The 19,558-nt window shown below is 50.0% G+C and carries 19 protein-coding genes; all 19 read left to right on the top strand.

All coding sequences use genetic code 11. The features are described from left to right. Positions 1–61: 61 nt before the first annotated feature. The gene (locus KJS63_RS01715) at positions 62–1,399 is read left to right on the top strand and encodes a CCA tRNA nucleotidyltransferase (RefSeq protein ID WP_213617694.1); all 1,338 of its coding nucleotides are present in this window, start codon (positions 62–64) and stop codon (positions 1,397–1,399) included. Continuing rightward, positions 1,389–2,360 carry a biotin--[acetyl-CoA-carboxylase] ligase gene (locus KJS63_RS01710; RefSeq protein WP_213617692.1) on the top strand — a complete coding sequence of 324 codons (972 nt, stop codon included), beginning with the start codon at positions 1,389–1,391 and terminating at the stop codon, positions 2,358–2,360. The genes KJS63_RS01715 and KJS63_RS01710 overlap by 11 nt, the downstream gene beginning before the upstream one ends. A gap of 286 nt (positions 2,361–2,646) precedes the next feature. Then, positions 2,647–3,483: a 3-methyl-2-oxobutanoate hydroxymethyltransferase gene (gene panB, locus KJS63_RS01705; RefSeq protein WP_213618299.1), complete on the top strand. Its 837-nt coding sequence runs from the start codon at positions 2,647–2,649 to the stop codon at positions 3,481–3,483. Beyond that, the gene (gene panC / locus KJS63_RS01700; protein ID WP_213617691.1) at positions 3,480–4,385 is read left to right on the top strand and encodes a pantoate--beta-alanine ligase; all 906 of its coding nucleotides are present in this window, start codon (positions 3,480–3,482) and stop codon (positions 4,383–4,385) included. Before panB ends, panC begins: the two co-directional genes overlap by 4 nt. After that, entirely contained in the window at positions 4,378–4,761 is a 384-nt protein-coding gene (gene panD, locus KJS63_RS01695) for an aspartate 1-decarboxylase (protein WP_213617690.1), read from the top strand. Before panC ends, panD begins: the two co-directional genes overlap by 8 nt. 112 nt (positions 4,762–4,873) lie before the next feature. Then, positions 4,874–5,506, top strand: coding sequence for a hypothetical protein (locus tag KJS63_RS01690; RefSeq protein ID WP_306432870.1), 633 nt, complete (start codon positions 4,874–4,876; stop codon positions 5,504–5,506). Between the two features lie 168 nt (positions 5,507–5,674). Then, positions 5,675–8,533, top strand: coding sequence for an ATP-dependent DNA helicase DinG (gene dinG / locus KJS63_RS01685; RefSeq protein WP_213617689.1), 2,859 nt, complete (start codon positions 5,675–5,677; stop codon positions 8,531–8,533). 31 nt (positions 8,534–8,564) lie between these two features. Continuing rightward, positions 8,565–9,215: a redox-sensing transcriptional repressor Rex gene (locus tag KJS63_RS01680; RefSeq protein WP_068617197.1), complete on the top strand. Its 651-nt coding sequence runs from the start codon at positions 8,565–8,567 to the stop codon at positions 9,213–9,215. Next, entirely contained in the window at positions 9,205–10,503 is a 1,299-nt protein-coding gene (locus tag KJS63_RS01675; protein WP_213617687.1) for an amidohydrolase, read from the top strand. Before KJS63_RS01680 ends, KJS63_RS01675 begins: the two co-directional genes overlap by 11 nt. A gap of 33 nt (positions 10,504–10,536) precedes the next feature. Beyond that, a complete protein-coding gene (locus KJS63_RS01670) occupies positions 10,537–11,043 on the top strand; it encodes a cell wall elongation regulator TseB-like domain-containing protein (RefSeq protein ID WP_213617686.1) in 507 nt (168 codons plus the stop codon). 271 nt (positions 11,044–11,314) lie between these two features. Next, positions 11,315–11,851, top strand: coding sequence for a hypothetical protein (locus tag KJS63_RS01665; protein WP_213617685.1), 537 nt, complete (start codon positions 11,315–11,317; stop codon positions 11,849–11,851). Next, complete coding sequence (locus KJS63_RS01660) at positions 11,844–13,346, top strand: AAA family ATPase (protein ID WP_213617684.1); 1,503 nt, start codon at positions 11,844–11,846, stop codon at positions 13,344–13,346. The genes KJS63_RS01665 and KJS63_RS01660 overlap by 8 nt, the downstream gene beginning before the upstream one ends. Before the next feature lie 142 nt (positions 13,347–13,488). After that, positions 13,489–14,361, top strand: coding sequence for a 3-hydroxyacyl-CoA dehydrogenase family protein (locus KJS63_RS01655; protein WP_068617206.1), 873 nt, complete (start codon positions 13,489–13,491; stop codon positions 14,359–14,361). Continuing rightward, entirely contained in the window at positions 14,358–15,572 is a 1,215-nt protein-coding gene (locus tag KJS63_RS01650; protein ID WP_068617208.1) for an acetate/propionate family kinase, read from the top strand. The genes KJS63_RS01655 and KJS63_RS01650 overlap by 4 nt, the downstream gene beginning before the upstream one ends. Before the next feature lie 23 nt (positions 15,573–15,595). Then, positions 15,596–16,891: an asparagine--tRNA ligase gene (gene asnS / locus KJS63_RS01645; RefSeq protein WP_213617683.1), complete on the top strand. Its 1,296-nt coding sequence runs from the start codon at positions 15,596–15,598 to the stop codon at positions 16,889–16,891. Between the two features lie 49 nt (positions 16,892–16,940). Beyond that, positions 16,941–17,630 (top strand): DnaD domain-containing protein, encoded by a 690-nt coding sequence (locus tag KJS63_RS01640; RefSeq protein WP_213617682.1) that lies wholly within the window; start codon positions 16,941–16,943, stop codon positions 17,628–17,630. 213 nt (positions 17,631–17,843) lie between these two features. Further along, positions 17,844–18,182 carry a hypothetical protein gene (locus KJS63_RS01635; protein WP_213617680.1) on the top strand — a complete coding sequence of 113 codons (339 nt, stop codon included), beginning with the start codon at positions 17,844–17,846 and terminating at the stop codon, positions 18,180–18,182. A 422-nt stretch (positions 18,183–18,604) separates the two neighbouring features. After that, complete coding sequence (locus KJS63_RS01630) at positions 18,605–19,090, top strand: RNA polymerase sigma factor (RefSeq protein WP_244862463.1); 486 nt, start codon at positions 18,605–18,607, stop codon at positions 19,088–19,090. Further along, on the top strand, positions 19,087–19,545 hold the full coding sequence (locus KJS63_RS01625; protein ID WP_213617679.1) for an anti-sigma factor family protein: 459 nt from the start codon (positions 19,087–19,089) through the stop codon (positions 19,543–19,545). The genes KJS63_RS01630 and KJS63_RS01625 overlap by 4 nt, the downstream gene beginning before the upstream one ends. The last annotated feature ends 13 nt before the right edge of the window (positions 19,546–19,558 follow it).

The raw sequence follows: 19,558 nt of genomic DNA, 5'->3' as shown, positions 1-19,558 counted from the left end.
ACTCCGGGTGAGAGGAGCTTCCTCTCCCCGGAGTCTTGTTTGCGAGGAGAGGGTTGAAGCTATGAAGATGTGGACACAGGTGGAGCCTGCAATGATGTCCGCTGGTGTGCAGGTGTTAACGAAATTAACCCAGGCGGGTTATGAGGCTTATTGGGTGGGCGGATGTGTCCGTGACGAGATCATGGGCAGGCCGGTCCACGACATGGATATTGCCACGTCAGCCAGGCCTGAGGACGTCATCCAGCTGTTTGACCGGAGCGTGCCGACGGGGCTTAAGCACGGGACCGTGACTGTACTTATCGGCAAGCAGGCATTCGAGGTCACAACCTTTCGCAAGGAGACCGAGTATGAGGATCACCGGCGTCCCGTGTCCGTGCAGTTCGTTGACGCAATCCGGGAGGATTTGGAACGAAGGGACTTCACCATGAACGCCATGGCCATGGATCTGGAAGGAAACTTAACGGACCCTTTCCAAGGACGTAGGGATATTGAGCTTAAGGTGATCCGCTGTGTGGGAGACGCGGACAAGCGGTTTGACGAAGATGCGCTGCGGATGATCCGGGCGGTCCGGTTCGCTTCCGTCTTCGGCTTCAGACTCGTTCCCAGCACCTGGAGAGCCATAATGCGAAGCCGGGACAAGATGGAATACATAGCGAGCGAAAGAATCCGTACCGAACTGGAGAAAATGCTTGCCGGGCCAGACCCCATCCGGGGGCTCGAGCTTCTGAGACGGAGCAGGCTGCTTGAGCAGGCCAAGATTCCGGCCGATCTGACTCATCTGGATGAGAAGCGGCTTAAGCATCTCTCCTCCCTGCCTGCAGAACCCTTATGGTTAAGACTGTCACTCCTAATACAGGCGCTTCATGTCCCCGAAGATGAGGTTCTGGATTTGTTGAAACTCTGGACGTTCTCCAACCGGGATGCCGGTGCTGCAGCCGGACTGGTCCGCTTCGACCGGGAGTGGTCGTCGATTGTACACCATTCAAGGCACCTTGATACTGCTGAGAGCATAGAATTCATGCGCCGAAGCTGGATTGCGCTGCAGCTCGCTTACGGCAAGGAGATTGCCGGTTTATGGATCGACAGGTCCGCGGCCTTAACCCAGGCTTCAGAGGCTGACCGATTAGTTGTTCCGGGATCGGAGCAGCAGACAAATCCGAATATGACGGGGGATCTTGAGCAAATTCGCAGGTGGCATACGAGTGTGCCGCTGCATCAGGTCAAAGAGCTTGCGCTCTCCGGTACGGATGTTCTGAAGGCGGCCGGGAGACCGGGAGGGCCGTGGCTCAGCACTTTAATGAAAAAACTGCTGCTTGCCGCAGCCGTGGGTGATGTCGCCAACGAGCATGCTGAACTGATTGAAGAAGTGAAACGGATGGTGAACGAAGATGAAGCCTAACACGGTGCTTGATATATTTATGGAGAACCCGGGGGAGTACCTGTCCGGGGAAGAAATCAGCCGGCGTTTATCAATCAGCCGTGCTGCGGTCTGGAAGCAGATCAACAAGCTGCGGGAGGCCGGATATGAATTCGATGCCATATCCAGAAGAGGCTACCGGCTGGTGCAGAAACCAAGTCGTCTCAATGCGGTCACATTGATGGGCACCATGCGGACTGATGTCCTGGGCAGGCAGCTCAAAGTGTTGGATGTTACCACGTCCACTCAAGAGGATGTGCGCAGGCTTGCTGAAGAAGGGGCACAGGAAGGCACCCTGGTCATAGCGGAGGAACAGACTGTGGGCCGTGGACGGTTCGGGCGCAAGTGGTTCTCCCCGCCTGGCAAGGGCATCTGGATGAGCCTGCTCCTGAGACCAGGCCTCCCGCTATCCTGTGCCCCCCAGCTTACGCTGCTTACGGCTGTGGCGGTATGCAGAGCGATCCGGTCAGTGACCGGCGTGGACTCCGGCATTAAATGGCCGAACGACCTCCTTGTGCATGGACGCAAAATATGCGGCATCCTGCTGGAATCCGTCGCAGAAGACGAACGAATCCGGTACTGCATCGCCGGGATTGGCATCGATGCCAACATGACGGCAGAGGATTACCCGGAGGAACTGCGGGACAAGGTCTCTTCCCTGCGGCTGGAGAGCGGACAGCCGATAGATCGTGAGTCGCTCATCGGGGCGGTGATGTCAGAGCTCGAGAAGCTGTACAAGCTTTATTTGGAGGAGGGCTTCGGACCCATTGCCCATTTATGGGAAGCTCTATCTGTAACGATCAACCAGGAGGTTACGCTGAACACGCCTCAAGGACCTGTAACCGGATATGCCACCGGGATTGATATGAGCGGAGCGCTGATTCTGGACCAGGATGGCAGGAAAACCTTGATATTCTCAGGCGATGTACAACTTGGCGGATGAAAAAATTGACGTTATCTGTTATACTGTCCATACGAGGTGGTATTGGAGTCATCCAAACTGCACTCTAAGGAAGTACAACAAGCAAGTGAATCTAAGGTTACGTTGGATTCTGCTCTGAGCCGAAGGGACCGAGACAGAAGGGACGAACGCAAGTGACTCTTCTTAAGATCTATGGACTTTTCGGACTTTTTGGTGCACAGCTGAAAGGTTCTTTTTGTTGTGCGCGCAAAGCTTCTAATTTTGGGAAACCCAAAGGAGATGAAGGTCCGTGCTTAACATTGTAAAAATGAAAAAAATGAAACAGGACGGCGAGAAGCTCACCATGATCACCGCCTACGATTACCCTTCCGCCAAACTGGCGGAAGAAGCGGGTGTGGATATGCTGCTCGTGGGAGATTCCCTGGGCAACGTGGTGCTTGGCTATGACTCGACGGTTCCAGTTACTCTTGATGACATGGTGTATCATTCCCGTGCGGTAAGACGGGGGGCTGAGCATACGTTCATTGTGACGGATATGCCGTTTATGACTTATCACGGCGGTATCGACGAGACCCTGAAGAATGTAAGACGAATTATGCAGGAAGGCCACGCCCATGCTGTGAAGATGGAGGGTGGCGTGGAGATCTGTCTGGCTGTGGAGAGCATTGTGAAATCCGGTGTGCCGGTGCTTGGACATATCGGACTGACCCCGCAATCGGTCAACCAGATTGGCGGATATCGTGTTCAGGGCAAGGATGAACAGGATGCACGCAGATTGCTCGAAGATGCCAAGGCGCTGGAGCGTGCCGGGGCTTTTGGCGTGGTGCTGGAGTTGGTTACGGAGGAAGTAGCGGCAGAAATCTCCAGACAGCTTTCCATTCCTACGATCGGCATTGGCGCGGGAAGAGGCTGCGACGGACAGGTGCTTGTGTATCATGATGTGCTTAAATATGACTCTGACTATCGTGAGAAGCGGTTCGTGAAGACTTTTGCAGATATTGGCGCTGAAATTCGCCGGGGAATTGGGCAGTATGTTCAGGAGGTCAAATCGGGGCAATTTCCGGCCGAGAAGCACGTATTCCAAGCGGATGACCATGTAGTGGAGTCATTGTACGGAAAAAGAAAGGTGGATACCCGGTCATGATGGTGATTCATCAGGTGGATGAGCTAAGAACGTACTTAAAAAAGGAGCGCTTCAGCGCGGCTAAGGAAGGCAGGGAGCTATCGGTGGGCTTTGTGCCAACGATGGGGTTCCTGCACGATGGTCATGCCAGCCTGCTGAAGCAGGCACGTGAACATAATGATCTAGTTGTGCTTAGTATATTTGTGAACCCGATCCAATTCGGCCCGGGAGAAGACCTGGATCGTTATCCAAGGGATGAAGAAAGGGATCTGGCCCTGGCGAAGCGTGAAGGGGTTGATGTAGTATTCCTGCCGAGCGTGCAGGAAATGTATCCTAATCCGACCAAAACAAAGATTGTAGTGTCCGAGCTTACAAGCGGTCTATGCGGTGCTTCCCGCCCGGGACATTTCGACGGTGTCACAACGGTCGTTGGCAAGCTGCTGCATATGATCAACCCAACCCGGACCTATTTCGGCCTGAAGGATGCCCAGCAGGTTGCTGTGATCCGGCAAATGGTCGATGATCTGAATTTTGACGTCGAGATTATTCCTTGTCCGATTATCCGGGAATCTGATGGATTGGCTTTAAGCTCCCGAAATGTTTATCTTGGAGCTGAAGAGCGGGAGCAGGCCCTTATCCTGTCCAAGTCGCTCCGTGAGGCGGAGGCACGCATCCGCAGCGACAGATCTGTTTCACTTTCCGAGATCCGTGCAAAAATTACGGAAAACATCAACTATAAGCCACTCGCCGAGATCGATTATGTGGATATTCTTCAATTCCCGGCACTGACCCCTGTGGACGAATCTGTGCCAGCCACCCAGATCAAAGGCGAGATTATTATTGCTTTGGCTGTAAAATTTGGCAAGACCCGTCTGATTGACAATATTCTGCTCTCACCTGAAGGAGTGGTTATCCATGTATAGAACGATGATGAAATCCAAGATCCACCGCGCAACAGTAACAGAAGCGAATCTGAACTATGTGGGCAGCATCACCATTGATGAGAGCCTGATGGAGCGGGCTGATCTTCTTGAGAATGAAAAAGTGCAGATTGTAAATAATAACAACGGCGCAAGATTGGAAACCTACGTGATCCCCGGTCCGCGCGGCAGCGGGGTGATCTGTCTTAACGGTGCTGCGGCCAGACTGGTTCAGCCGGGCGACACGGTAATTATTATTTCTTATGCTCAAATGTCCCAGGAGGAGCTCCTGACACATAAACCTACGGTTGTGTTTGTTGATGAGAACAACCGGCCGGTGGAAACCGCCCGGCATGAGGTGCATGCTACAATCCGATAACACGAAGCAAACCATTATTTAAATGGTGCTTGCAAGAATGAAATCAGGCTCCCGGACAAAAAATGAACATAGGCCGCCGCTTGATTTCATTTTCGTGTAAGGTGGGATGCAGATGATGTTTCAGCATGTTTTTGCGGAAATGAATGATATGTTAGAGGAAATTGCCCAGGTGTACCCGGTCGCAAAAGGAACTCAGAAGCAGGAGCTCAGCAAAAAGTGGCAGATGCTCAAGCACATGAGTGATGGCATTATTGAAGAATGGCTTTCTTTTGAAGAGAAAATGAGTGATGTGCGCAAAAGCTGGGGATTGCCAGATTCCATGGAGTCGGCTGAGCTTCCTGAGATGAAGTCAGGCTCATTTATCAAAGGGCAGGGCTATTACAAGCTGATGATGTATTCTCATGCAGTCGAACAGTTCAAGCTCACCACAGAGGAGTTCAAAGACAGCCTTCTTGCCCGGATTTATTTAGCCATGTCTTATTTGTATATGAATGAAGTCAGGGAGGCCGGGCGCCACTTTCAATGGGTGCTGCCCCTTACGGAGAACAAACGGCTGCGCTCGATTATCTACAATGCTCTGGGCTGCATTGAAGCCAAGCTGAACCAGATGGAGAGAGCGCGGGATTATTTTTTACTTGCCCATCATATTGATCCTACATTTACCGAGCCGCTCTCCAATCTTGAAGTATGCAAGCAAAAGCAAGGTTCCCTGCAGTTCGGAAGTCAACTTGCGGCCTTAATGTAGATGGGTGCACAATTGTGAGACGATGCGTAATCCCTTCGGGAAAGCGCATCGTTTTTTTGTGATGCCAAGATGATCTTGTGCGAATATTTGTTTGCATGATTAATTTTCAAATCGGGCTTTTTTTGTTATGCTGTTAAGGAGACTGGAACGAAAGGTAATGAGTATACAATGAAATATGCCGTTCTCGATTTTGAAACGACAGGTAACCAGTCCTCTGATGAGATTATTCAAGTTGGGCTTGCCATTATAGATCACGATTCAACGATAACTCAGGTGTATTCGTCATATGTGAAGCCGGGAGTTCCGATTCCGCCGTTCATTACTCAGTTAACGGGAATAACGGAGGAGGATGTGAAGGACGCGCCGGACCTCGATGAGGTTATGATGGAGATGGTTCCCCTTCTGGACGATGTAATCCTGGTTGGACATAATGTTGCTTTTGACTTTAATTTCTTACAGAGCGCTTTGGATAAAACAGGTTATTTGCCATTTACGGGACGAATTCTGGATACAATGGATTTTCTGAAAATTATGTTCCCTTCACTTACCTCCTACCAGCTTGGATTTGTATCCGGCGAGTTCGGGGTTACGCATGATAGACCACACCAGGCCGATTCGGACGCGCTGGCGACCGCACTGATCTTCCTGAAATGTCTGGAGGAGATCGAAGAGCTGCCTCTTCTGTCGCTGCAGCGTCTCTCTGACCTGTTCGCAGGAGAAGACAGCGATCTGGGGTGGTTCTTTGATGCTGCACTGCAGGAGAGGGAGAAGGAAGCTGCCGCGCCCATGGCGGACGGTTATTCCTACTACCGGCAGTTTGCCTTGAAGACCGAGGACTGGATCGACATCAAGCCGGCGAGGAGCGAGGAGGCGGACAATCCGCTCGAAGACGTTTCCTTTGAACAGTTCCTGAGTCAGGTCCGTGCGAATCTGAAGGCGAAGCTCCCGCAGTTCGAAGAGCGAGAAGCGCAGAATATGATGCTGGACGAGGTAATGCGGGCGTTCGACGAGGACAAGCATTTGCTTGTGGAAGCTGGCACTGGAACGGGGAAATCCCTTGGATACCTGCTTCCTGCGATTTATCATAGTGTGAAGGCCGAAGAGAAAGTTATGGTCAGCACGCATACCATAAATCTTCAGGAGCAATTACGTGAGCGGGATATTCCGTTATTGTCCGAGGTTGTACCGTTTCCATTCCGTGCAGCGATCTTCAAGGGCAGACAGCATTATTTGTGTCTGCGTAAATTTGAACATAAAATAAATAAAAGAGACTTTGTATCGCCCAAGGAAGACGTCTTGATCGCGGCTCAGATGATCGTCTGGCTTACCCAGACCGAAATCGGCGACGATGAAGAGCTGAATCAAGGCAACCGGGGGGCGGACTTCTGGGAGACAGTTGCCAGTGAATCAGACTCATGTCTGGGCCGTTCCTGCCCTTGGTTCCGTAAATGCTACTATCACAAGGCCAAACATGAAGCTGGAGTGGCCGACGTGGTGATCACCAATCATTCCAAACTGTTTACGGATGTGAAGGCCGGGCATCAGCTGCTGCCATCCTACGAGCGGCTGGTGATTGATGAGGCACATCATCTGGAAGATGTGGCTGGCAAGCACCTTGGTATGAATATGAAGTATTTCACCGTTCTTCATACCCTTACCCGGCTGTATAAAGACAGCCGTACAGGGCAGCTTCCTAATCTCCGCATCCAGCTTCAAAGCAGCGGTTCGGAGAAAGCACTGGAATGGGTTAACGTGATTGATAACTTGTATCCGGAACTGCTGGAGATCAAAGAGAACTGGGACCGTCTCAGCGACCAGCTGTTCAGCTTGATGCCTGAACGAAGTGATGCAGCTCCCGGTGAACCCGGCCAGTTCGTGCTTAGGCTCCTGCCGAATAACAAGCCGAAGAACTGGGAAGAGCTGAGCGAGCTTGAGAATCAAATCTATCTGACGATGGGGGGCGTCATCCGCAAGGGTGAGCGGATGATGAATGAGCTGAAGGATGATGATGACAGCTATGGGTCAGAGAGCTTGCTTACGGACATCAGCGGTCTATTTAAGGACTTGGTGGCCGAGCGGGACAATATCCGCTCATTCATGAAGCTGGACAACGAAGAGACCGTGTATTGGATCGAAGGCAACGGACATTACCGCAGCCGTTCTCTGCAGATTTACGCGGTGCCAGTTGAAGTTAGCCAACAGCTGAAGGAATATTTCTTTGACAAAAAGAAAAGTGTTATTATGACCTCGGCAACGCTGTCCGTGGACAAATCATTCCAGTACATGATTGAACAGCTGGGACTTCAGGAAGCTTCGGATCAGCATCGGCTGCTTACTTCCATGCTTCCTTCCCCGTTTAAATACCGGGAGCAGGCACTGCTTGTCATTCCAAGAGACTTCCCTAGTGTTAAGGGGAGTGTTGGTGATGACTACTTTGTCAGCACATTGGTGAGCTCGCTCGCTGATGCGGCGGTAGCGACACAGGGCCGTATGTTGGTCCTGTTTACCTCGTACCGGATGCTGCGCCAGGTCTACGATCCGTTGAAGGAGGCGCTTGGCGCGCAAGGCATTACTGTGATCGGACAAGGCGTGGACAGCGGCAATCGCACCAAGCTAACCCGCAGATTCCAAGGTCAGCAGGCCTCCGTACTGCTGGGAACAAGCAGCTTCTGGGAAGGGGTGGATATCCCGGGAGATGCGCTGACAAGCCTGGCGATCGTCCGGCTGCCCTTCCAGCCGCCGAATCATCCGCTGGTGGAGGCAAAGAGTGAGCGGCTTCAGCGGCAGAAGAAGAATCCGTTCATGAAGCTGTCCGTTCCGCAGGCGGTGATCCGGTTCAAGCAGGGCTTCGGACGGCTGGTCCGCTCCTCACAGGACCGCGGAATTGTGATTGTTTATGATACGCGGATTCTTGAGTCCTACTATGGGAAGTACTTCCTGTATTCTTTGCCGGGGCCAAAGATGGAGCATATGCCCACACAGCAAATGGTGTCCCGAATATCAGAATGGCTAGGCACCGGCGATTGACCGGACTCATTAGATTTAGGGGGAAATAGAGATGAAATCGGAGAAAATATCGGACGCGGTTGTGCGCAGATTGCCTGTATATCTGCGCTTTCTGAATGAGCTTAGCCTGCGGGAGGTTGCGACCGTTTCTTCACAGGAGCTTGGACAAAAGCTGGATCTGAATCCGGCACAAATCCGCAAGGATTTGGCATATTTCGGTGACTTTGGCCGTAAGGGAATCGGCTATGATGTTTCATATCTGATTGAGAAGATCCGCCAAATCCTGAATTTGGATCAGCAGATTAACGTGGCCCTTGTTGGGGCAGGTAATCTGGGCCAAGCCTTGTCGAACTACAATACGTATTTGAAAGATAACATGAAGATTGTGGCCCTCTTTGATGCTTCCGAGCACAAGATTGGCCAAAAAATCAACTCATTGACAGTGCAGCCGATTGAGGAATTGGGAGAGACGGTCAAGAGGCTGAATATCCGGATTGGGATTATTACAGTACCCGATATTGAGGCGCAGCGGGTTGCTGATCAGCTGATCAGCGCCGGAATAGAAGCCATACTTAACTTCGCCCCGACTATTCTGAAGGTGCCTGCCGGGGTACGTCTGCATGCGGCGGATTTCACTACCGATCTGCTCAGCTTGGCTTATTATTTGGAGGATGGAAAGGAAGACGAGTGGAATGAGTCGTAAATGGTTGATCAAGAACGGAACCTTTGTGGTATTGGAGCCGGGGCAATCCGTGATCAAGGGATATATGCTGATCGAGGATGATGTAATTAAATATGTTGGAGAGAGTTGCCCGGAAGGTGAAGAGGAGACAGAAGCTTTTGACGGAAGCGGCCTGCTTTTTTCTCCAGGATTGATCAACACCCATGGCCATGCGGCAATGTCCCTGCTGAGGGGTTATGGTGATGATATGGAACTCCAAACGTGGCTTCAAGAGAAGATGTGGCCTATGGAGGCCAAGTTTACATCTAACGATGTATACTGGGGAACATCCCTGTCTGTATTGGAGATGCTCAAAGGCGGAACCACGACCTTCCTGGACATGTACGACCACATGGACCAGGTGGCCAAGGTGGTGCAGGAATCCGGAATGCGCGCGGTGCTCATGCGCGGAGCTATAGGGCTGTGTCCAGAAGACGTGCAGCAGATGAAGCTGGAGGAGGCGGTACAGTTCGCCAAAGACTGGCATGGACAGGCCGATGGCAGAATCACTACCATGATGTCGCCGCACTCCCCTTACACATGTCCTCCGGCATTTATTGAGAAGTTTGTCCAGGCGGCACATGATCTGGACCTGCCGCTGCATACGCATATGTCGGAGACGGCTGCGGAAGTTCAGCAGAACATCAACGATTATGGGACACGTCCTGCCATCCATTTGGAGAAACTTGGATTTTTCTCCCGTCCATCCATTGTAGCCCATGGCGTTCATCTTACCGACGAAGAGATTGAAATCCTGGCCAGAAACAAGGTGGCCGTCTCCCATAACCCGGGAAGCAATCTTAAGCTGGCAAGCGGTGTAGCGCGTGTAATGGATCTTCAGAAGGCTGGTGTGGTCGTTTCTTTGGGTACCGATGGAGCAGCCAGCAATAATAACTTGGATATGTTTGAAGAGGTGAGGCTCGCCGCGTTGATTCATAAAGGCGTATCAGGTGATCCGACTGCGGTGCCTGCGGATGAGGCGCTCAAGATGGGCACCATTTATGGCGCACAGTCCGTCTATCTTCAGAACACTGGCCGTCTTGCCGCTGGCATGAAAGCAGATTTCATTGCTTTGGATACAGATCAAGCGCATTTTGTTCCATATACAGATTTCATTTCCCACATGGTCTACTCTGCAGGGCCGAAGGATGTTAAGCACGTGTGGGTGAACGGGGCGCAAGTCGTGAAGAATGGAAGCTGCATCACAATGGATGAAGAGCGGATTCGCCGGGAAGCTCAAGCATGTTTTGAAGGACTGCTCTCCCGTTAAGCGGAGACTTCTGGCCAGAAAGGAAGTGAAGGCTTGAAGAAAAAGACGAAATGGATTCTGCTCTCCATTCTCATTGTGCTTGTAGTTCTGTTCGGGATACAGCGTTATTATGTATATACCATGAGTGATTACTGGGCAGAGAAGGATGCGGCAATTATTGTGGCGAAGCAGCAGGCGGGACTGGCCTCGGTAGAGCATGCAAGCAAGTCGGTCTGGGATACCGTATGCTGGGTCATCGAGGGCAAGAGCACTTCTAATCAGGATATCGTGGTTTGGGTGGTTGACGGCAAAGTGGATCATCAGGAGCTGGCCAAGAACGGAGTTACTCTGGAGCAGGTGCGCAATAAGGTGAAAGCTGAGCTGCCAGATGCAACTATTGTTAGGCTCGTGCCTGGAATCTATGACAAAGACCCGGATGACACGGCAAAGGAATATGTATATCAATTGTTCTACAAAGAGAAGGATCATTATAACTACAGATTCTATAAATTCTCGGATGGGCAGGCTCTACAGGATACGTTTACCCTGCCTAATCGTTAAGAGGGTTGCTATTGGTATATTTTAAAATAAAGCTCTAAACCTAGGTTCTAATAAACAAGACCTTCCATCATGAGAATGGAAGGTCTTGTTTGGTTTGCGGCTATTTATTGAACGTTGTGAGAAATATCCCAACAATTTCAAAGATTTTCAGACATTCGCTTAGAAAAAGTATATATTCTGTGATATACTAATACTTGTACTTTTGAGATATATAATTGAGTATACAAAAAGACGGAGAAATCCGTTGATTTTTTATAAGGAGGATCTTCTATTGAAGAAGCTGCGTATCGTTCCTTTGGTTACTACTGTCGCTATATCTGCGGTTGTCCTGTTTGGTGGCTGGTTCGCGTATAGCCAGTTTGCGGTACAAGCTCCGCTTAAGAAATTGGTCACCCAGTATGATGGTGTGAAGAATGTTCAGTTTGATATTACCCAAAAGCAGGTGGATTTGAAACTCGATTTGGATCCCAAAACGGATTTAAGTGGTTTGGTTCAGCACTTAACTGTTGATGGTAAGTCCCTGCTCGGAAGCCGGAAGCTGAAATTAACGGTGGTTGATCATTCAAGCAAGACGCTGGACGAATGGTGGTCGAAGGCGCTCTTCCCGGTAGCTGAAGCGATGGATAATAAAAAGTATACGGAAATTCCAGCAACGCTGGAGAAGCTGAAGGAAGGCAGCCCGAATCTTACCGTGAACAGCGCGATGGATAGTGATAATATTTATGTAACATTAACCGACGGCAAAGCCAGCAAGTTTATTGTTCTTCCAAGGGTACCGGGCCAACTGGGGGTATGGAATAATGTCTAAGTATATTAAAGAAATCGTCATCGGATTTGTGCTTGTGCTGCTCGTGTTTATGGCTTACATCGGTCTTAATATTATCCCGGTTATCATTGGATTAGCCATGGTCGGTTCTCTCTATGCTGTGGTTCAGATGAGAGGCGGCATCACAGTAGGTGCCTCCCAGGAGAAGAAGCGCAAGAAGGCGGGACCAGCTAAGCTGACCTTTGAAGAAATCGGCGGGCAGGACAGTGCAAAGCAGGAGCTTCGCGAGGCGCTTGATTTCATGGTCAGACATGAGGAAATTCAAAAATTCGGCATTCGCCCGCTTAAAGGGATTCTGCTGACTGGACCTCCAGGGACCGGTAAGACGCTGATGGCCAAAGCGGCAGCGCATTATACGAAATCTGTATTCGTGGCGGCTTCAGGCTCGGAGTTCGTGGAAATGTACGTCGGCGTGGGTGCCGGACGCATTCGTGACCTGTTTAAGGAGGCACGGACCCGCGCGGCTCAAGAGAAGAAAGAGAACGCGATTATATTTATTGATGAGATTGATGTGATTGGTGGCAAGCGTGAAGGCGGCCAACAGCGCGAGTATGATCAGACGCTGAATCAGCTCCTGACCGAGATGGACGGAATCTATAACTCGGATACGCCGCGGATTCTTCTAATCGCCGCAACCAACCGGAAAGAGATGCTGGATAGCGCGCTGCTTCGTCCTGGCCGTTTCGACCGTCATATTCAGGTTGATCTGCCTGACAAGAAAGGCCGCAAGCACATTTTGGAGCTTCACGCCAAGAACAAGCCGCTGCATGCCAATGTTAGCCTGGACAAAGTAGCTGACGAGACGTATGGCTTCTCGGGTGCCCAGCTCGAAAGTGTGATGAATGAAGGGGCCATCTATGCCATGCGTGAGAATCTGTCCGTGATTGAACAGCGCCACCTTTCTATGGGAGTAGATAAAGTAATGCTCGGCGAGAAGAACGACCGCCAGTCCACTTATGAGGAGAAGCGCAGAGTTGCTGTGCATGAGCTTGGTCATGCCATTCTTGCGGAAATTGTGGCGCCGGGCAGTGTAAATCAAGTGGCTTTAAGCCCACGGGGACAAGCGCTTGGTTACGTCCGTCATAATCCACAGGAGGAGCAGTATCTTTACACGAAATCTTATTTGGAAGGGCGGATTATGGTTGCCTTGGCTGGAGCTGCTGCGGAAGAGATCTATTACGGCGGAAGAAGCACAGGCTCAAGCAATGACTTTGAGCAGGCGCTCAAGCTTGTACACACCATGATGACTTCGGGCCTTACCAGTTTGGGAATTGTGAATATGGACATGGTGACCAAAGAAGTGCTCATGAAGGAGAACAGCAGCATTCTTGATGAGCTTGCGGCAAGAACCAAAGCGGCATTAATTGAACATGCGGCAGTATTCGACAAATCTCTTGACATTCTTATGAGTGAGGAGCGTCTCTCAGGAGATGAATTTCGTTGTCAATTTCGTGACAGCGCCCTATTACCAGCCTGATTTTTTCAGGTTGGTAATTTTTTTTTACTTTTTATTCGTGCTAAGATATTATTATATGTTGGGTATAAAAAGATGTATTATTCGACATCAAGGGTATAATAAGATGTAGAGAGATTAATCCAAAGGATGGAGACGAGACACCATGTATTTTAAAAAAATAGGCGTTATCGGCGGCGGAACTATGGGCCAAGGTATTTGCGAAATGCTTGCAGCCAAGGGATTGGATGTTCTGCTGGTAGAAGAGACCCCGGACAAGCTGAACCATGCTTACAGCATGATTGAGACAAGCTTAGATAAACAGCTGGAGAAATGGGCGATCACCCAAGCTGAGAAGAAATTGATTCTTTCCAGAATTACAAAAGTAACGCATTTTGCCGAACTCGGAACCTGTGACATGGTCATTGAGACGATTTCGGAAGATTTGAATGCGAAGAAAGAGGTATTCACCCAGCTGGATCAGGTGTGCCCAAGCAACATTATTCTGGCGAGCAATACTTCCACTCTAAGCCTGACGGAGATTGCCGGAAGCACGATGTATCCGGAGCGCGTCATCGGCATGCACTTCATTTATCCGGTATCCCGGATCGATCTTGTAGAAATTATCCGTGGTCTGAAGACTTCTGATGACACCTTTAACAACACCAAGCGTTTCGTGGAGGAAGTAGTAGAGAAGCGGGGGATTATGGTTTATGAGTCTCCTGGCTTTGTCACTTCCCGTATTATTTGCATCTTGATTAACGAAGCTCTGCATGTTCTGGGCGAAGGTGTGGCTTCTGCTGAAGATATCGATGATTCCATGCGTGTAGGCTATCAGTTCCAATACGGGCCGCTGGAAATGGCCGACCGTTTCGGTCTGGATTCCGTGCTGGCCGCGCTTGAGCGTATGTTCCGTGAGTTCGGCGAGCTGAAATACCGCCCTTCCATCGTACTGAAGAAAATGGTCCGTGCCGGTAATCTGGGAGTTAAAACGGGCGAAGGCTTTTTCAAATACGATAAGGATGGTGACCGGATATGAAAGTTCTCGTAATTAACGCGGGTAGTTCCTCTTTAAAATACCAACTGTATGATATGGAAAATGAAAGTGTGCTGGCCAAAGGATTGGTTGAGCGCATTGGTATGGATTCTTCCATCCTTACCCACAAACCGACTGATAAGGAAGAAGTGACCGAAGTCAGCGAAATTCTTGAGCACACCACAGCGATTCGCAAGGTGCTGGAGAAGCTGACAGACAAAGAGCACGGTGTTCTGAATTCCGTAGATGAGATTCAGGCTGTTGGTCACCGGGTGGTTCATGGCGGTGAGACCTTTAAAGGTTCAGCCCTGGTGACACCTGAGGCAAAAGCGGAAATCCGCCGCCTGTTCGACCTTGCTCCGCTTCATAATCCTCCGGCAATCATGGGGATCAATGCGGCCGAGAAGAACATGCCGGGCGTTCCACAGGTGGTTGCATTTGATACAGCCTTCCATCAGACAATGGAGGAGAAAGTATACCTGTACCCGATTCCAAGAGTGCTGTACAAGAAGCATCATGTGCGCCGTTACGGTGCTCACGGTACATCCCACCAATTTGTAAGCAAGGCAGCTGCTTCATTCCTGAACCGGCCGATTGAAGATCTGAAGATCATCACTTGTCACATCGGAAATGGAGCAAGTCTGACCGCGGTTCAAGGCGGAATTTCCGTAGATACCTCCATGGGTCTCACACCGCTTGAAGGGTTGATGATGGGCACGCGCAGCGGTGATTTGGACCCGGCTGTGGTTACCTTTGTCATGAACAAGGAAGAGCTGTCCATCAGTGAAGTCAACTCCATGCTGAACAAGCACAGCGGTCTGCTCGCAATTTCAGGGGTGAGCAGTGATATGCGTGATATTACGGATGGTATGGAGGCTGGTGAGCCTAATGCCACTCTGGCGTTTGAGATGTATGAATATCGTCTGCGCAAGTATATCGGTTCTTATGCGGCTGCCATGAACGGTGTGGATGTTATCGTATTTACAGCGGGAGTTGGGGAAAATTCTGCGATTGTACGGCAAAAAGTATGTGAGAACTTAACCTATCTAGGTGTAGAGCTTGACCCTGAACTGAACAAGATCCGTTCCGGTGAACCGCGCCGCATTTCTTCAAGCAACTCCAAGGTTGAAGTCCTGGTCGTTCCAACGAATGAAGAGCTTGTGATCGCCCGCGATACGAATCGGATCGTTCAGGAAGCGAAAGGGCAAAATTAAAAGCGTCAGAGGAGAGAGATAACATGGCGGTCAAAACAGTGATTCGTCACGTAGGCGAACATGTCGGAGAGACAGTAAGAATCGGAGCTTGGGTTAACAACAAGCGCTCCAGCGGTAAAATTCAGTTCCTGCAGCTTCGCGACGGTACCGGCTACATTCAAGGCGTCGTGGTTAAGAGCGAGGTGTCCGAAGAGATCTGGGATAAGGCGAAAAGCCTGACCCAGGAAAGCTCTCTCTATGTGGAAGGGGTAATCCGTGAGGAACCGCGCAGTGCGTCGGGATATGAAATGACCGTGTCAGACATCGAGGTCATTCATATTACGGAGAACTACCCGATAACTCCGAAGGAGCACGGTGTGGACTTCCTGATGGATCACCGTCATTTGTGGCTGCGTTCTTCGAAGCAGCGCGCAATTATGGTAATCCGCGCAGAGATCATCCGTGCGGTTCAGCAGTTCTTTGATGAGAACGGATTTACGTTGGTGGACCCGCCAATTCTGACTCCTACCTCTGCTGAGGGAACTACGAATCTGTTCCATACCAAATATTTTGACGAGGATGCTTACCTGACTCAAAGCGGTCAGTTATATATGGAAGCCGCTGCGATGGCGCTCGGGAAGGTATATTCCTTCGGTCCAACGTTCCGTGCGGAGAAATCCAAAACCCGCCGGCATCTGATTGAATTCTGGATGATTGAACCGGAGATGGCATTCACCGATCATGAGGAAAGCCTGAAGGTTCAAGAGAATTTTATTACTCATGTTGTGCAGTCTGTGGTTAAGAACTGCCGTCCTGAACTCGAAGCGGTTGGCCGCGATGTGTCCAAGCTGGAGAACATCAAAGCTCCGTTCCCGCGGATTACTTATGATGAGGCGATTGAGTTCCTGCACACGAAGGAATTTGATATTCCTTGGGGAGAGGATTTCGGGGCTCCACATGAGACAGCGATTGCTGAGCGTTACGACAAGCCGGTCTTCATCACTCACTACCCTAAAGACATTAAAGCATTCTACATGAAGCCGGATCCGAACCGTCCGGATGTGGTGCTGTGCGCGGATATGATCGCGCCTGAAGGTTACGGAGAGATTATCGGCGGTTCGCAGCGGATTGATGATCCAGAGCTGATGCAGCAGCGCTTTGAAGAACACGGATTGTCGGCGGAGACCTATCAGTGGTATCTTGATCTGCGCAAATACGGAACGGTTCCGCATTCCGGCTTCGGGCTTGGACTTGAGCGCACCGTGGCCTGGATCTGTGGTTTGGATCATGTTCGTGAGACCATTCCTTTCCCACGGACTCTCTACCGGTTATATCCATAATGAATTCACACAGCCTTACGTTGTTCCTGATTGAAGAGGTGATAGTTTAATGGGGATGGGCGAAGGTTGGAAAGTTTGGGCTAACGGAATCGCTTATGGACTCGAGAAGGGCTCAGCCAGTGTTCCCTATGCTCTGCTGGCACATTACCAGAAGCTGAAACTTAGCGATACGGAAGCGATGCTGCTCATCCAGCTGCTGGCTTTCCGGCAGCTGGAGATGAAGGATTTCCCGACAATGGAGGAAATTGAACAGCGTATGGGTGCGACACCTTCTGTAGTAGCCAGCGCCATGCGCAGGCTGATGAAGGAAGGGTGGCTGAGCATTGATGAAGTCACTGACCCTCAAGGAGTGCGCGCAGAGCGCTATAATTTGACGGGGATGTACCACAAGCTAAGCGTATGTCTGGCCGAGGATACGGCAGCTCAGCGGCAGAAAGAACGGAATGCCGTGGAAGAGGAGACAGGGGCCCTTGAGGACCAACAGCGCAATTTGTTTGTTGTGTTCGAGAAGGAGTTTGCCAGACCGCTCTCGCCGATGGAATGCGAGACCATCTCCGGCTGGCTGGATCAAGACGGGTATCCGGATGAGCTCATCCGTCTTGCTTTGAAGGAAGCGGTATTCGCCGGTAAAGTACATTTCCGGTATATTGACCGGATTCTCCTGGAATGGAGCAGGAACCGCGTGAAGAATGCCCAGGATGTTAAGGCATACACCCAGCGATTCCGGGGGAACAAATAATTCATAATAGCAAGAATAAGCTGATCTGCTGGACATAGTGCCGGTGGGTCAGCTTTTTTGTTTAAATGCAAAATTTTTTTTAAAAGTAATATTGTTATGTAATAGAAGATATGGTATTTTTTGATTAGGGTACAAGCACTGAATAGCTGGCCGGCGTTCACTTCCTCTTTGTCACGACTAACCCTAATTTATTAGTCGAAAGGATGAATTTATGTGAAGCTGAACAAGAAAGTTTCTTTCATTATGCTGCTTTGTGTGCTTGTATTTGCCATGATCCCTATGGTAGCTGCGGCTGCTACACTTTCCAATACGGCCACGGGCCAAGGGAATCTGTACACCTCAGGCAAGATCGCCAATCTCCATGGCGGTGATCTGGTTCTTAAGAATGTGAACACAGGCGTGGCCGTATTCACCCAGCATTTTAGACCAACACTGTCAGGTTCAGTTGAAGTCATTTCTCTTGATGGAGGGGTAGTCTCCAATCTTCCTTATGGAGCCTATCAACTTACCTGGTCAGGTACATTTGGTGGTACAATAAAGATTCAATTCTAAAATTGAGCATTCACATGATATAATTCGAAAGAGATGGCCTCTGAATTCATCAGGGGCTGTCTTTTTTTTAATTTTTCATCTATATAAAATGAACTTTAGAATTAACCGATCTTAGCTTCGATCCCGAGTGATTCTGAAGAAGCGGAGCGTCCGCCTTTGTAACTGAAATGCCCCTACCTGGATATCTAGTTCAAGCATTTCGGAGACAACAGCGGCCTTAAAGAACACTCGGCATCGCAGCGCCCCTAAAGGGTAAGCATCATGAGTTATTTTATATAAACTAATTTATAATTCTTATGACAGAAATGCAGGGGTAACCCTAGTTGGGTGCGTCTATTTGAAGGAAGGAGGGGAGAGTTATTGGAGAAGAGCAGCTGATCAGCGAGATACGAAACGGAAATACGGAAGCATTCAGACAGCTTGTGAATGAATACGGGCCTTATATATACAGAATGGCCTACTCGGTTCTTCATGATGCCAAGGAGGCGGAGGATGCGGCCCAGGAGACCTTCCTCCAAGTCTATAAATCTCTCCCCGAATACCGTGACCAGGGATTCAAGACATGGATTACCCGAATCTGTGTGAACAAAGCCATCGATTTCAAGCGAAGAAGGGCCAGGCGCAAGGAGGATGAGTGGGAAAGCGAAGAGCTGCTGAAGCAGCTGCCGTCTCAGGAGGAGGATACGCTGAGTTCCCTCGTTCGAAAAGAGAAGACGCGGATTGTAGCAGGAAAAATACGCGAGCTGCCGGATTCACACCAGGCGATAGTTACCGCCTTTTATTTGAATGAGAAGAGCTATGAACAAATTGCCGAAGAAGAAGGTATCGCCATCAAAACGGTGGAATCCAGATTATATAGGGCAAGACAGTGGATGAGAACACACTGGAAGGAGGAGGAGTGGTTATGAGTGAGAGGAAGCGCGAGCATCAGGAAATGTTGAAACAGTACATACAGGGTGAGCTTAAGCCTGAGGAGCAGAATGAGATAGACCGGCTTTTGTTAGAAGATGGAGCCTTTTTGCTGGAGTACATGAACGCTTTTGAAAAGCTCGAACAACGTCTTCCTGCTCTAGAAGACCCGGACGCTTTCAGTGATCAGGTAATGAAACAGCTGCCGCAGAAATCTAAGGCTGTTGGCGGTCAAAGCAAATTACTAAGCAGTAAATGGAACTGGCTCAAACATCCGGTTACCCATTACGCCGCAGCCGCCTCCATTACATTTCTAATGCTGACCTCGGGAGTGTTTGATCATTTATCCAGCAGCACTGGGAAGGTATGGACTCACCATGACAAACCGCTCAGCGAGAAATGGCTGGACCAAGCGACAGGCTGGTTGGATCAATGGAATAAGAGATCGGAATAAAGAATGGAAAGGA

The sequence above is a fragment of the Paenibacillus sp. J22TS3 genome (genome assembly GCF_018403205.1).
Lineage (GTDB): Bacteria > Bacillota > Bacilli > Paenibacillales > Paenibacillaceae > Fontibacillus > Fontibacillus tuaregi.
The sequence above is the reverse complement of the archived record's forward strand: the minus strand, read 5'-3'. Positions and strand labels throughout refer to the sequence as shown.